The organism is Streptacidiphilus alkalitolerans (assembly GCF_042511045.1).
GTDB lineage: Bacteria > Actinomycetota > Actinomycetes > Streptomycetales > Streptomycetaceae > Streptacidiphilus > Streptacidiphilus alkalitolerans.
The window spans coordinates 36,819-51,152 of sequence record NZ_JBHEZX010000003.1; the positions used below are offsets into that span (position 1 = coordinate 36,819).

General features: G+C 72.8%; 11 protein-coding genes. 2 read left to right on the forward strand and 9 right to left on the reverse strand.

The annotated features are described in order from the left end of the window. Positions 1–10: 10 nt before the first annotated feature. Entirely contained in the window at positions 11–1,234 is a 1,224-nt protein-coding gene (locus tag ACEZDG_RS06930) for a D-alanyl-D-alanine carboxypeptidase family protein (protein ID WP_380503984.1), read from the forward strand. Positions 1,235–1,241: 7 nt separating this feature from the next. Here the strand turns inward: ACEZDG_RS06930 and ACEZDG_RS06935 are convergent, their stop codons facing one another. The 8 genes from ACEZDG_RS06935 to ACEZDG_RS06970 form a co-directional block, all read right to left on the reverse strand. Continuing rightward, positions 1,242–1,445 carry a hypothetical protein gene (locus tag ACEZDG_RS06935; RefSeq protein ID WP_380503987.1) on the reverse strand — a complete coding sequence of 68 codons (204 nt, stop codon included), beginning with the start codon at positions 1,443–1,445 and terminating at the stop codon, positions 1,242–1,244. Continuing rightward, positions 1,445–1,846, reverse strand: a complete 402-nt coding sequence (locus tag ACEZDG_RS06940; protein WP_380503990.1) for a hypothetical protein — start codon at positions 1,844–1,846, stop codon at positions 1,445–1,447. The genes ACEZDG_RS06935 and ACEZDG_RS06940 overlap by 1 nt, the downstream gene beginning before the upstream one ends. An 80-nt stretch (positions 1,847–1,926) precedes the next feature. Next, on the reverse strand, positions 1,927–3,381 hold the full coding sequence (locus ACEZDG_RS06945) for a sensor histidine kinase (RefSeq protein ID WP_380503992.1): 1,455 nt from the start codon (positions 3,379–3,381) through the stop codon (positions 1,927–1,929). Next, a complete protein-coding gene (locus tag ACEZDG_RS06950) occupies positions 3,378–4,070 on the reverse strand; it encodes a response regulator transcription factor (RefSeq protein WP_380503994.1) in 693 nt (230 codons plus the stop codon). The genes ACEZDG_RS06945 and ACEZDG_RS06950 overlap by 4 nt, the downstream gene beginning before the upstream one ends. A 51-nt stretch (positions 4,071–4,121) precedes the next feature. After that, positions 4,122–5,240, reverse strand: a complete 1,119-nt coding sequence (locus ACEZDG_RS06955) for a YihY/virulence factor BrkB family protein (protein ID WP_380503997.1) — start codon at positions 5,238–5,240, stop codon at positions 4,122–4,124. A gap of 17 nt (positions 5,241–5,257) precedes the next feature. After that, a complete protein-coding gene (locus tag ACEZDG_RS06960) occupies positions 5,258–6,811 on the reverse strand; it encodes a hypothetical protein (protein WP_380503999.1) in 1,554 nt (517 codons plus the stop codon). A 55-nt stretch (positions 6,812–6,866) separates the two neighbouring features. Then, positions 6,867–8,873: a hypothetical protein gene (locus tag ACEZDG_RS06965; RefSeq protein ID WP_380504001.1), complete on the reverse strand. Its 2,007-nt coding sequence runs from the start codon at positions 8,871–8,873 to the stop codon at positions 6,867–6,869. Continuing rightward, complete coding sequence (locus ACEZDG_RS06970; RefSeq protein ID WP_380504004.1) at positions 8,870–10,381, reverse strand: SDR family NAD(P)-dependent oxidoreductase; 1,512 nt, start codon at positions 10,379–10,381, stop codon at positions 8,870–8,872. Before ACEZDG_RS06970 ends, ACEZDG_RS06965 begins: the two co-directional genes overlap by 4 nt. A gap of 171 nt (positions 10,382–10,552) precedes the next feature. Here ACEZDG_RS06970 and ACEZDG_RS06975 point away from each other — a divergent pair, with 171 nt between their 5' ends. Further along, positions 10,553–12,139 carry a glycosyltransferase family 2 protein gene (locus tag ACEZDG_RS06975; protein ID WP_380504007.1) on the forward strand — a complete coding sequence of 529 codons (1,587 nt, stop codon included), beginning with the start codon at positions 10,553–10,555 and terminating at the stop codon, positions 12,137–12,139. Here the strand turns inward: ACEZDG_RS06975 and ACEZDG_RS06980 are convergent. Beyond that, positions 12,071–14,320: a bifunctional glycosyltransferase/CDP-glycerol:glycerophosphate glycerophosphotransferase gene (locus ACEZDG_RS06980; RefSeq protein ID WP_380504010.1), complete on the reverse strand. Its 2,250-nt coding sequence runs from the start codon at positions 14,318–14,320 to the stop codon at positions 12,071–12,073. The two genes, ACEZDG_RS06975 and ACEZDG_RS06980, sit on opposite strands and share 69 nt — an antisense overlap. Between the last annotated feature and the right edge of the window lie 14 nt (positions 14,321–14,334).

Genomic DNA, 14,334 nt, shown 5'->3' on the forward strand with positions numbered 1-14,334 from the left:
CGGTCTACCGGTGCACTTCGAACCCCGCCGCCCTCTCCGGACCGCCACCGCCGCCGCCCTCGCGCTGACCGCGGGGCTGGCCCTGGCGGGCCCCGCCGCCGCTGCCGCACCCGCCGCCCACAAGGGCGACAAGGTCCCGCAGCCGCCCGCGCGGATGTCGGAGGCGGGCGGCGCCCGGCTGGGCCTGCCGGGGCTGCAGGTGGAACCGCAGGCCGGTGCGCCCGCGGTGCCGCCCAAGCTGTCCGCGCTGTCCTGGATCGTCTCGGACCTGGACAGCGGCGAGGTGCTCGCGGCCAAGAACCCGCACTGGCAACTGCCCCCGGCGAGCACCCTGAAGACCCTGTTCGCGGACACCGTGCTGCCGAAGATCCCCACCGCGGGCACCCACAAGGTGGCGGCCTCGGACCTGGCCGGGATGGGCGCGGGCAGCAGCCTGGTCGGGGTGCTGCCCGGCAAGACCTACAAGGTCACCGACCTGTGGCTGGGAGTGTTCCTGCGCTCCGGCAACGACGCCGTGCATGTGCTCGCCTCGATGAACGGCGGCGTCGCCGCCACGGTCACCGAGATGCAGGCCGAGGCGGTGAAGCTGGGCGCCGGCGACACCCATGTGGTGTCCCCGGACGGCTACGACATGCCGGGGCAGCTCTCCTCGGCGTACGACCTGAGCCTGTTCGCCAGGGAGGGCCTCAAGAACCCCGACTTCGCCCGCTACTGCTCCACCGTCAAGTCGGAGTTCCCCGGCGGCCCGAACACCAAGGGCAAGCCCTTCGAGATCGACAACACCGACCGGATGCTCGGCGGGTTCAACGGGGTGCCGCGCTACGCCGGGCTGATCGGCGTCAAGAACGGCTACACCACCAACGCCGGGAACACCCTGGTGGTGGCTGCGAAGCGGAACGGCCACACCGTCCTGGTCACCGTCATGAACCCGCAGAGCAAGGAGCTGAACTCGGTCTACACCGAGGCCGGCGAGCTGCTGGACTGGGGCTTCGCGGCCGAGGGCCGGGTCACCCCGGTGGGCAGCCTGGACCCGGTCGCCGCCACCCCGGCCCCGACCTCGGCGGCCCCGGCGCCGACCGGCGCGGCCCCCGGCGGCCCGCTGAACGCCGCCAGCACCTCCGGCGTGGCCGGCCTCAGCTGGACCGAGGCCGGCGCGGGCGGCCTGGTGGTGCTGGCCGCGGCGGCCGGGGCGGTCGCGGTCACCCGCCGCCGTCGCCGCCGGGTGCTGCGCTAGGGGGTTCCTATTGGCTCGGGTCGGTGGCGGCGTCCGAGTCGGCGGCGTCCGCGGCGCTCTGGGCGGCGTCGACCTGTTGCTGCATCTGCTGCACCGTGCCGGCGGACACCCCGTTCGGGGCGGCGGCCCTGGGGTGACCGGAGCAGCCGGTCAGGGCAAGGGCCGCCAGCGCGCAGGCGGCGAGCAGGGGCGCGAGCTTGCGACGGGTCATCAGGACGCTCCGAGGTGGTTGGCGGCGCACCAGCTCTCGACGCCCTTGAGGTCGCTCTGCCGGGTGGTCAGCGTGCCGACCATGGCCTGACGGGTGGTCAGCCGGTCGTTGAGGTAGGTCCCGATCGCGGTCTGGCCCGCCCCCTTCGCCAGGTCCACCCGCTTCTGCAGCCGGGCGATGGAGCCGCGTTCGGTGGCGGGCCCGTGCAGCCGGGCCAGTGCCCTGGTGATCCGGGCGTCGACCTTGGGGGCGCGGGTGCAGACCGCCTCGGCCTGGCGCTGGGCCGGGGCGGTGCTCGGCGCCGCGCTCGCGGCCGAGGCGGGGGTCCCGGCCCCGAGCAGCAGGCCCGCGGCGGCGAGCCCGGCACAGGCCGAGGCGAGGGCGGTACGGCGAACAGGCATGGGCTGGTCTCCTCACACAGCGTCGGAGCGTCCGGCTGACGCCCCGTCCGCGGTGAGCGTAGGAAGCTTCCTTGTGGAAACTATGTGGCGGCGGTGAGCCAGCCCCGGCGCGGTCGCAGCGTCGCCGGGGAGACGGACGGGAGCCGGACCTCCGCCCTGGTCCCCCGTCCTGACGGAGTGTCGGTGAGCCGCACGGTGCCGCCGTGCAGGGCGATCTGCTGGGCCACCAGGGTCAGCCCCAGCCCGGACCCCGGGCTGTCCCGGCCGCGCCGAAAGCGTTCGAACACGGTCTCGCGCAGCTCCGGCGGGACGCCAGGCCCGGCGTCGTCCACGGTCAGCACCACCTGGTCCCGCTCGGTCCGCAGCTCCACCGCGACCTGAGGCGGCCGGTCGCCGCCGCCTCCGTGCACCAGGGCGTTGACCAGCAGATTGTCCACCGCCAGCCGCAGCCCGGGCTCCCAGCCGCGGAGCCGGAGCGAAGGCGCCGACCGTACCGTCAGCACGGCCTGCGGAGCCCGGCGCCGGGCGTCGGCGACCGCCGCCTCGACCAGTTCGGCGAGGTCCACAGCGCCGAAGGCGTCCGCCTCCACCAGATCGCCCTGGGCCAGCGAGCGCAGCGCGGTGAGCAGCCCGAGCATCCTGGCGTGCCCGGTGTGCAGATCCGCCAGCACCTCGGCGCGCTCGGCCGGGCCGAGGTCCGGATGGTCGGCCAGCACGTCCAGATTGGTGCGCATGCTCATCAGCGGGGTCCGCAGCTCGTGCGAGGCGGAGGCGGCGAAGGCCCGCGCGGTCTCCAGCGCCTCCGCGGTACGGGCCGCCTGGGCGTCGTAGCGCTGCAGCACCGACTGCAGTGTCCGGGCCAGCTGGTCCACCTCGGCGACCCCGGTCGGCCGGCCGCCCAGGCTGACCCTGCTGGCCGGGTCGTCCGGGTCCAGCCCGCCGGTACGGCGCTGCAGGGTGCGCAGCGGCCGGGCGGCGCGCTCGGCGACGCCGAAGGCCAGCAGCCCGCCGAGCGGCGCGGCCAGCAGCGCGACCAGGACGATACGGCGGCGTACCGATGCCACCTCGGCGCCGACCTCGGCCGTCGGCGCGAACAGCCACAGGGTGCCGGGCGGCTGCCCGGCCGCGCGGGTGACCGGCAGCGCCAGCACCCGCCAGCCGACTCCCCCGGCCCGGAAGGTCACCGGACCGCCCGAGGCGGCGGCCCCGGCCGGCAGCGGCACGCCGTCGGCGGGCTGCGCGCCCTCGGCGACCAGGACGGTGCCGTCGTCGGCGGTGAGCCGCACCCCCGCGTCCAGGGCGGCGGCGGACAGCCGGAGCTGCTGGTTGGCCTCCTGCCGGGTCCGCCCGGCCGCAGCGGCCCGCAGCGCGGTCCTGGCGAAGGGCAGCGCGGAGGCCGCGCGGTCGCGCAGCCGTCCGTCCTGGCCCGCGTGCAGGTCCCGGTTCACCAGGCCGAGCAGCAGCAGCCCGGCGAGCAGCACCATCACCGGCACGATCGCGGCGGTGACCAGGGCGATCCTGGTGGACAGCCTCATTTGGGCTCCTCCCCGCGCAGCACGAAGCCGACGCCCCGGACGGTGTGCAGCAGGCGGGGCCGGCCGCCTGCCTCCAGCTTGCGCCGGAGGTAGCTGACGAAGGTGTCCACCACATCGGTGCGGACCTCGAAGTCGTACCCCCAGACCCGGTCCAGCAGCTGGTCCCGGGTGAGCACCAGGCCGGCGTTGCGGGTCAGCGCCTCCAGCAGCTCGAACTCACGGCGGGTCAGTTCCACCGACTGCCCGCCGTAGACGACCTCCCTGGTCGCCGGATCCACCGTCAGCGTGCCGACGGTGAGCAGTTCCGTCGCCCGGGGCGGCCTGCGGCGGAGCAGGGCGTGCAGCCGCAGCACCAGCTCCTGCAGGGCGAAGGGTTTCACCAGGTAGTCGTCGGCGCCGGCCTGCAGGCCGGCTATCCGGTCGTCCAGCTGGTCCAGGGCGGACAGCATCAGCACCGGCGTGCCGTCCCCCGCCGCGCGGAGCCTGCGGCAGACCTCGGTGCCGGACAGGTCGGGCATCGACACGTCCAGCACCAGGACGTCGGGCGGCGCCTGCTCCAGTGCGGTGAGGGCGGCGAGGCCGCCCTCGGCGAGGGTCACCGCGAACCCGCTGAGGCGCAGGCCGCGCTCCAGCGAACGCCTGATCGCCGCGTCGTCGTCCACGACCAGCACGTGCCCCTGCTCCGCCATCCACCCGCCCCTGTCACTCCGCCCCACCGTGGCAGGCCACCCTAGCCGCACCTAACGGCGGAGCCGCTTGCGCAGGCGGCGGAGAGCCGCCAGGGCGGCTGCGCCGGAGAGGAAGGCTGCTGCGAGTTGGGCCTGGCGGCCCCGACCGGCCGCCGCGGGCGGGGGCGCGGCTACCGCCGAGGGCCCCGCCGCAGGCGGGGGCTTGGACAGGGAGATGGACGCCGGTGCTGCCGCAGGCGTGCCGCGGAGGGTGGCGGCCAGGGCCGCTGCGGCGGTGAGGGCTTCTTCCGCGCGTTGGCGGGCGCGCTCGGCCGCCGCGTCAGGGTCGGCGCAGGCGGTCCAGGCGACGCAGAAGAACAGCAGCCGGAAGATGAAGTCGATCCACAGCAGCAGCGCCACCGGCGTACCGAACGCGCCGTACATGCTCTTGCCTGCGACGTTGCCGAGGTACGCGGACAGGGCCAGCTTCAGTACCTCGAAGCCGACCGCCCCCAGCAGCGCGCCCTGCAGCACCACCCGTTTGCTCTGGTCGGCGATCCGCGGCAGGCCGACCAGCAGGTAGGCGAATATCAGGGTGTCCGCGGCCACCGCGATCACATAGCCGGCCGCGCTGAGCAGCACAGAGCCCCAGCCGGAGTGCTCCACCCCGGCCCAGCGGGCGGCCTGTCCGGCCAGCGCGGTGGTGACCGAGGAGGCGCCGATCGAGACCGCCCCGACCAGACCCAGGCCGATCAGCACACCCACGTCCAGCACCTTGCGGATCACCGCGTTGCCGGGCTCGATCGGCAGCCGCCACACCGTGCGGATGGAGACCCGGGTGGTGTCCACCCAGCCGAGCCCGGAGACCAGCAGCAGCACCCCGCTGACCAGTCCGACCGTCCCGGCGTTGCGCACCAGGGAGTCGAGGTCGAGCGACTGCGCCAGCGCGGGGACCTGCTTCTCGATGCCGGACTGCAACTGCCGCACCTGCTCGGCGCTGAGGCTGGCCGCCGCGGCTGCCATCGCCACGGTGAGCAGCGGGAACAGGGCCAGGAAGCCGAAGAAGGTGACCGCTCCGGCGAGCCGGTTGCCGCCCACCTCGTTGACGTACTGGTAGACCCGGTAGGGCCGGGTCCGCAGCACCCAGGAGACCACCGGACCGATCACCGGCAGTCGTGTCAGCCAGTCCACTGGTGCCTCCCCCTCTGTCAGCCGCCCGCCTGCCCTGCGGCGATAATCTCGTGTTCCGGCGGCGCGTGGTGTTCGACACCCGGGGCGGGCGGCAGACGTTCGGCGAATGCCCGGTCCCGGGAGCGGGTGAGCGTGGCGAGCGGGAGCGCGAGCACGCCGATCACCAGCGGTCCGGTCATGTACCGCCAGATCTGCGCCGGGTTCGCCGCGATCACGGTGAGCTGCAGCGACAGCGTCGGCAGCAGCAGTACCAGCCAGACCTTGCCGCGGCGGACCCGGGCCAGCCGCAGCACCAGGGCGTAGCAGAGGTAGCACCAGATCGCCCCGCGCCAGACGATCCACTGCGTCGACACCGCGGTGCTGCGGGTGGAGTACGTGCGTTCGAGGCGGTTCAGCCGGTCCGAGAGCGGGTGCTGCTTCTGCAGCACCCGCCAGTACGGGCTCTGGGTGATGCGGGTGCCGTGGTACGACCAGTTCGCGTGGTCGTAGGTCCAGCGCATCATGCTCGGGGTGACCCAGGGCACCTTGACGTTGGTGCTGCCCGCCAGGGCGGCCGGCCCCTGGGTCACACCCCAGGCGATCTGCGCCCGGCACAGCCTGGCCCCGACGATGTCCTGCGGGGTGCGCAGCAGCACCCGGGTCCACAGCGAGAGCAGTGCCGAGCTGTTCGCGGTCACGGCCGGGCGGTTCATCGGCTTCGCCATGGCCCAGTCGGCGTCCCAGCAGTTCGCGGCCCGTCCGCGCCAGTGCGACAGCGGGGCCACCGCCTCCATCACCGCGAGGTCGGCCGAGCTGAAGCTGCTGGGCGACTCCTTGTAGGAGACCGCGATGTCGGCGACGTTGAGCCCGATCACGGCGTCCTTGTGCGGCAGCCTCACGCCGACCGAAGGGTAGACGACCAGCGTCAGCAGCAGCGCGATCAGCGTGGTGGACACCCCCGCGACCAGGATCCTCAGCCGGACGCCGGGCACCAGCAGCAGGATCCCGGCCACCACCACCACGATCGCCGGGTAGCCGTTGTTGCGGAACACCAGGACGGCGGCGAAGCCGACCGTGATCCGCCACAGCGCGGGCCTGGCAACGGTCCGGTCGGCGCCCAGGCCGGCCAGCCGGACGCAGCCGGAGAACACCAGCACCGCGCCGAGGACGTAGGGCACGTCCTTCCAGACGAAGACGAAGAAGGTGCCGGTCGAGGGCAGCAGCACCACGATCGCCGAGGCGGCCACGGTCCAGCGCGCCCGTACCCCGATCCGGTGCAGCGAGACGGCGGTGTCCGCCATCAGCACCGAGGCGAAGACCGTCTGCAGCAGGGTGAGCAGCCAGAGGTTGCCGGTGACCCGCAGCGACAGCCAGACCAGGGAGTCGTAGGCGATGGAGTGGTCCGACACCCAGTTCCCGGTGCTGACCTGCCAGACGTAGGTGAACGAGTCCGGGCTGTAGAGCGCGGGCCAGAACGCGGCCCAGTGGACCAGGAACAGCGCCTGGCAGAGGACGAGCACCGTGAGGGCCAGCCGCCGCGGTGGGGACAGCCGGTCCCGTCCGCGTACGACGGTTCGGACTGCGAGCGGCATGGCGGGCATTCTCGGTACTGCTCCCTCGTCATCAGGGGTCCTGCTGAGGCGTCCTTCACCTCAGGGCGGAGGCCTCGACCGGCTCCCGGAGCCGGGGCACCCGGCCCCGCGCCCTGCGGGCCACCAGGTCGTCCAGCGCCATCTGAAAGCGCGTCATCGAACTGGGTTCCTCGGGGCCCAGCAGGTACGACTTCAGCTCCTCGCGCTGCTCGGCCAGTTCGTCGGCCGCCGGGTCGCGCAGCGCGGCCAGCAGCGCATCGAGCCCGCCCGCGTCCGGAGTGAGGATGACGGCCGCACGCGCGGCCGTGTTGCGGAGCCGGAACTCCTCCGCGCCGAGTCCGGCCGCGTCGGTGATGGCGTAGGGCCTGCCGCTGGCCATGAAGTCGGACACCACGCTGGAGATGTCGGAGACCAGCGCGTCGCTCTCGTTGAAGCAGTCGTACAGCGCGTAGTCCTCGCCGATCACCAGGCGGTGCTCGTCGGGCCGGCCGACGGACCAGACCAGTTCACCCCGCCGGTTGTGCAGCCAGTTGACCCGCTCCTCCTGCGCCCGGGTGAGCCTGCAGTCCCGGGTGCGGTCGGCGCTGTCGCCCTTGGCCCCGCGCCAGCCGCCGAGGATCGAGGCAAGCTCGGCCCGCACCTCGGCCAGTTCGGCCAGGGCCGCCTTCTGCCCGGCGGTCGGCGCCGCCGAGGTCCCTGCGGCGGCCTTGGCGTTCGCCTGCGCGATCAGCCCGCGGATCCGGGTGTCGACGGCGGCCATCCTGCGGTCCCGCAGCCCGGTGAACGGGTGCGGCCGGTAGAGCACCCGGAGCGGCTCGGGCGAGGCGAGCAGCTTGGCCACGATCTTCTCACCCGCCACCCCGAGCGAGGTGTTGCCCGGGTCCTCGGTCCAGCTCTCCCAGGTGGGCGCGTAGAGGACGGTACGGACGCCGCCGCCGCGGGGGCCGTGCTGGATCCGGCCGAGCTGCGGACGGCCGACCTCGACCAGGGCCTCCTCCCGCACGCCGACCTGGGCCTGGGCGTAGCGGTCCACCCCGGCCCGGCCCGCGGTCCAGATCTCGTCGTAGACCCGGCTGAAGGGGTTCACCGAGGCGAGCTTGTCGCTGTCGCCGTGGCCGATGAAGACGTGCCTGGCCGTGGGCAGCCGCATGGTCTGGATGCTGGCGCCCACGTTGGCGGCATAGAAGACGACCTTGACGCTGGACCAGTCCAGGTTCATCAGCTCGGCGCCGACCGGGATGCAGACCACCGGCAGGCTGGTGGGCGCGAGTTCCTCCATGGTGTGACGGTTGCTCAGCAGGATCATGGTCCGACCGTCCAGCCGGGCCAGCGTCTCCAGCCACATGTTCAACTGGTAGCCGGAGGTGCGGGTGCCGGCGAAGTGCAGCATGGTCTCCGGCCGGTAGGCGTCGATCCACTTCTGCACATGCCGCAGGGCCTCCTCGCGGCCGGCGATCCGCCGGTTGCGCAGCAGGACCGGCGCCAGGTAGCAGCACCAGCCGACCGCCAGCAGCAGCATCAGGCCGCTGCCCGCGGGGGCGAGCACGTGCTCCCCGGTGGCCGCGGCAAGCAGTGGCCCGGTGATCCCGAGGAAGCCGGAGACCTGGTTGACCTGCACCGCCAGCGGGCCGAGCTCCCTGGCCGGGCCCCTGCCGATGCGCAGGCCGGCCGCGTCGATGTTGCGGGTCTCCACCGCGAGCTTCCTGGTCCGCCAGAGCCGTCCCATCACCGCGGTGCTGGGCATCCGCAGCAGTCGGCGCAGGACGAACGCGGACACGCAGAGGACCACCGCCGGCGGCAGCTGCCGCTCGGGCCAGGCCCGGACCAGGAGCAGGAGCAGCAGTATCTCCCTGAAGGTGGTTCTGACCTCCATGCCGAGGAAGTTGTCGCGGAGCATTCGCCTGAGCCAGCTGGGCTGCCGCTCACCCCGCAGCTCCGATCCGACGGCCAGCACGGTGCCGCCCAGGAACAGCCAGGGCCGGTCGAGCAGGACCGCCACCGGCAGCAGCAGATGGCCCAGGACCAGGCTGTGGTCCCGCCGCCCGTGGATTCCGCGCTTCATGCCATGACCGCCTGCGCGGCGTCGGCGGCGGCGCCGGTGAGGCCCCGAGGCACACCGGCGGGGTGCAGCCGGATGTCCACGACCTGGCCGGTGAGCGGGGCGAGCAGCATGTCCAGCGAGGTACGGGCCACCGCGGCGGCGCTGAGCAGCGTCCCGGGGTGTTCGTCGCCGAAGGCGCGCTGCCGCATCGGCGTCCTGGTGCGTTCGGGGTTGATGCAGTTGACCCGGATTCCGTCCTCGGCCCACTCGTCGGCCAGGGCCTGGGCCAGGTTCACCACCGCGGCCTTGGCCGAGGAGTAGAGGCTGTAGCCGGCGCGGCCCCTGGTGTAGCTGCTGGAGGTGTAGAAGAGCAGGTGGCCGCAGGTCTCGGCGAGGTACGGGCGGGCGGCCCTGGCGATCCGGATCGGCGCCAGGTAGTTGACCGCCAGCGCCTCGTCGATCTGCTCGTCGTCCTGGTCCGCGAGCTGCCCGATCTGCAGCGAACCGGCGGAGTTGACCACGAAGTCGATCCCGCCGAAGCGCTTCTTGGCCTCGGCCAGGGCGTCCTCGATGTCCTGCGGGCTCCGCACGTCGGTGCCGGTGGTGGAGCGGCCCAGCGCCAGGACGTTGGCGCCGTAGCCCCCGGCCAGCTCGGCGACCCCGGCGCCGATCCCGTAGGAGCCGCCGAACACCACGACCGTGCGGCCTTCGAGGGCCGCACGGTAGTAGCCGTCGTCGTGCGAGGGCGGCGGCTCCTGGGAGGCCAGTTGGAACAGTTTGTCGATCAGGTAGACGTCGAGCGGGTGGGTGACCTTCATATTGTGGTCGTCGCCCCGGACCACCAGGATCGGCACGTCCGGCAGGTACTTGAGCACCACCGAGCAGTCGTCGGTGGCCTGGAAGTTCGGGTCGAGCGAGGCGATCTCGTAGGCCCTGCGGATGGTCGACAGCCAGAAGCCCTGCGGGGTCTGGCCGCGGCGCAGCCGCGAGCGGTCCGGGATCTCGGTGATGAACTCGCCCTCGTCGCCGTGGGTACGGGTGACCACCACGGTGTCCGCCGAGGGGATCGCCACGTCCACGGCCTGGTGGCGCTGCAGCGCGGCCACGCAGTCGGTGACCACCCGGGGCGACAGCAGCGGCCGGACCGCGTCGTGGAACAGCAGGATCCGGTCGTCCTCGTCCGCCGCCAGCCGTCGGCCGACCTCCGCGATCGCGCGCTCGGTGGTCTCGTTCCTGGTCGTCCCGCCGGCCACCACGGCGACGACCTTGCCCTGGCCGACCGGCACCGCGAGCTCCTCGGCCACGGCGAGGTGCGAGGCGGTCATCATCACGATGATCTCGTCCACCTGGGGCGAGGAGGCCAGCGCGGCGACCGTGTGCTCCAGGATCGTCCGCCCGGCGACCTTGAGGAGCTGCTTGGGGACGCTGAGTCCCATCCGCTCGCCGATCCCGCCGCCGAGTACGACCGCCGTGACACCCCGGACAGCGGTTGAGGTATTCGCCACTGTGATCGACCGCCGTTCTGCCATTCACCGGAATCAATTCTACGGACGGGCCAAAGGTACACGTCAGATCCGGTCGCACCGGCCCCCGGCAACCCGCATGCAGTAAAGCAGGAATGCGGTGCCGGGAAGGCCGGCGGCGTATCCTGCGGGCATCGGGTTCGTTAGGCATGAGGAGTTCCCTTCCCAGGAGTGCGAATGCCCACGCCCGATGTCACGGTCATCACTCCGGTGCACGACACCCGCGACTACCTGGGGCCGTGGTTCTCCTCGCTGCTGGGCCAGACCATGCCGCGGGACCGGTTCGAGGTGATCGCCCTGAACGACGGTTCCACCGACGGCAGCGCCCGGGTTCTCGACGAACTTGCCTGCACGCACCCGGAGTTGCTCAAGGTGGTGCACCTGCCGCCGACCGGGGGCCCGGCCCGGCCGCGCAACGTCGGGCTGCGGCTGGCGAACGGCAGGTACGTCTTCTTCCTGGACTCGGACGACCGGCTCGGCCCGGAGGCGCTGGAGCGGCTGACCGCGTACGCGGACCGGCTCGGCTCGGACGTGGTATTGGGGAAAATGGCCGGAATCAACGGGCGCAGGGTCCCCCGCGACGTATTCAGGCACAATCAGAAGCAGGCCGACGTCATATCGTCGGGCATCCTCTACGCGCTCACCCCGGCGAAGCTCTTCCGCCGCGAATTCATCGAACGGAATCGGATCCGCTTCCGCAGCGATCTGCTGATCGGAAGCGACCATCCGTTCGTCATGGAGTCCTATCTGCGGGCCCGGCGAATCTCGGTGCTCGCCGACTGCACCTGCTACTACCTGGTGGCCAGGGACGGCGGCGGGAACATCTCGCTCGGCCCCGCGGTGACCGCCTCGCTCCGGCTCCCCTACATGCGCGCCTCGGCGGAGACCGCGCTGCGGATCGCCGGTCCGGGGAAGATCCTGGACGCACTGCTCCGGCGGGTGCTGCGGATCGAGTTCACCGACCTGCTGGGGCCCGGGTTCACCGCGCTACCGCCGCCGGAGCAGTGCGCGGCGCTGGCCGCGCTGCGGGCCTACCTGGACGACTGGTACCGGGCGGAACTCTCCCCTTCGCTGCCCTCCTGGGTCCGCTGGCGGATCCACTGCGTCCAGCAGGGGAAGCGGGCGGAGTTGTGCGCGCTGATCGGCACCGAGCAGGCCGACGGGCTGGGCTTCCGGGCCGACGGCAGCGGCGGCGGCGCACCCGTGCTGGTGTCCGAGGGGCACGCCTACGCACGGCTCCCCGGGTTCCGTGATCCGGCGTTCGGGATTCCCGATTCCTGTTACGACATCACCGCCGAGCTGGCGGTGGAGCACCGGCTCAGCGGGGTCGCCCTGGACCGGGACGGACTGACCGTCGCCGGAACCACCGCCCTCCCCCGGCTGGCCGAGGCGCCGTCGGCGGTCGAGGTCCTCGCCAGGGAGCGCGGCAGCGGGGCGGTGCTGCGGCTGCCCACGGTGCACCACGACGGCGCCTTCCGGGCCCGTTGGGCGGCTTCCGAGTTGTCCCGGGCCGGCACCTGGGACCTGTTCGCCGAGGTGTGCTGCGCGGGAGTGCGCCGGGAGGTCCGGATCGGCAGCAGCCGCGACCCCGGGCTGACCCTGCCGTCCCCGTGCTACTGGACCACGCCCTACGGCAACCTCAGCCTGCTGGTCCCGGAGCCGAGGGAGCGTCAGACCCCGGCTGCGGAGCAGGACCTAGCGCCGGAGCCGGGCCTGGGCCGGGGTGGGGGCCGGGGTGCGCTGGTCCAGCGGGACGACCGGTAGCGGTTCGGTCTCGCCGAGGAACACCCGGCGGACCACCCGCTCGGCCGCGTTGCCGTCGTCGAACCGGCAGAACCGCTCCCGGAACGCCGCCCGCAGCGCCGCCGCCTCGGACGAGCGCCAGGAGCCGTCCTGGAGCAGTGCCGTCAGCTCCTCCTCGCTGCGGGCCACCGCGCCCGGGGTCTCCCCCGGCCGTCCGGAGAGCAGGTCCAGGTAGACGCCGCGGGACTGCCGGTAGACCTCCCAGTCGTCCGCCAGGACGATGATCGGCCGGTCCAGGTTGGCGTAGTCGAACATCAGCGAGGAGTAGTCGGTGACCAGCGCGTCGGAGGCCAGCGCCAGCCGCTCCACCGAGGGGTGCCGGGACACGTCGACGACCTGCGCCCCGGCGCCCGGCGCCGGCGGCGCCGACTTGTCGTAGTAGTAGTGCGCCCGGTTCAGCAGGACGTGGCCGGGGCCGAGGGCGCGGGCCAGCCGCTCCAGGTCCAGGTGCGGCTGGTAGGAGGTCCGGTAGTCGCGCATGGTCGGCGCGTAGAGCACGGCGACCGCGTCCTCGGCGATGCCCAGCTCGGCCCGCGCCTTGAGCACGTCCTCGGCGGTGGCCCGGTAGTAGATGTCGTTGCGCGGGTAGCCGTACTCCAGCGCCTCGTACCCGCCGGGATAGGCCTGCTCCCAGATCTCGGTGGAGTAGTGGTTGGACGTCAGGCTGTAGTCCCAGCGCTGCACCCGGCGCAGCAGCAGGTCGAAGTCCATCTCCCCGGCCGCGACCGGGTAGTCGCGCAGGTCCAGGCCCATCTTCTTGACCGGTGTGCCGTGGTGGGTCTGCAGGTGCACCGTTCCGGGGCGTTTGACCACACCGTCCGCGAAATTGACGTTGTTGACGAAGTACTTGGCCCGGCCGACGGCCTCGTAGTAGGCGCGGGAGCCGGGTCCGACCAGGGTCATGCCCTCGGGGACCTCGGTCCTGGCGTCCTGCCGCACCATCCACACCGTCTTCATACCCGGAGCCAGCTCACGCAGTTTCGCGTGGATCGCGGCCGGGTTGCAGGACGGGTTCCGGCCCCAGTAGCTGGCGAAGACCGCCAGGTTCTGGTCCACCGGCAGGGTGCGCTGGACCCGCTGGTACCCGTCGAGCACGGGTCGGGCCACCGCCCCGCGCAGCCCGGGCCGGGCCCGCCCGGCGATCCGCTTCACCCGGCGGACGGTCTGCCCGAGCCGCCCCACCCGCCAGCCGCCGCGGTCCCGCACCTCGAGCCGGGCGGCACCGGCCGGGCGGTGCTTCTCCTCGGCCTGGGCCGCACGGGTGAAGAATTCGGCGTGGTCGGAGGCCGGCACCCGGCCCGGGTGGTTGCCGATGGTCTGCAGGTGGTCGACCATCCGACGGTGCATCAGCGCGCGCCAGTGGTCGGGCCCCGGGCGCCCGGCCCGGGCGCCGTCGGCCGGCGCTTCCAGCCGGTCCAGGAAGGCGAAGACCAGGTCGTACTGCGCGAAGATGTCGAAGTGCTTGCGGCTGACCGTCGCCAGGATGTTCCCGCCCTCGCGGCGCTGGCGGTAGTGCACCACCACCCGGTCGAGCATGGTGATGGTCTCGGCCGCGAGCATCGTGGGGTAGGTCCAGGGCGTGTCCTCGTAGTAGCCCGCCGGGAAGCGGAACCCGTACGCCTCCAGGAAGGTCCGCTTGTAGGCCTTGTTCCAGACCACCATCAGCAACGCCAGCAGTTCCTCGCGCTGCGACACCTCGAACACCTCGGGGCGGTCCGGGGCGGGGGCGAACAGCCCGGCGTCCCTGCTGCGGACCACCCGCCCGTCCCAGTAGGTCCGCGCGTAGTCGTAGACCACGATGTCCGGATCGCCGACGGCGTCCAGCCGGTCGGCGACCGCCTGCAGCGAGCCGGGGGTGAGGGTGTCGTCGCTGTCGAGGAAGAGGACGTACTCGCCGGTCGCCAGCTCCAGGCCGACGTTGCGGGCGCGTCCCAGGCCGACGTTCTCAGGCAGGTGCACTACGGTGACACGCGGGTCGCCCGCGGCGAACGAGTCGAAGATCTCACCGCACGCGTCCGGGGAGCGGTCGTCCACACCGATCAGCTCGAAATCCTGGAAGGACTGGCTCAGGACCGAGGAGAGGCACTCACCCAGGTAGGCCTGCACACCGTAGGCGGGGACGATCACGCTGAACCGGGGCATCGATCTTTCCACAG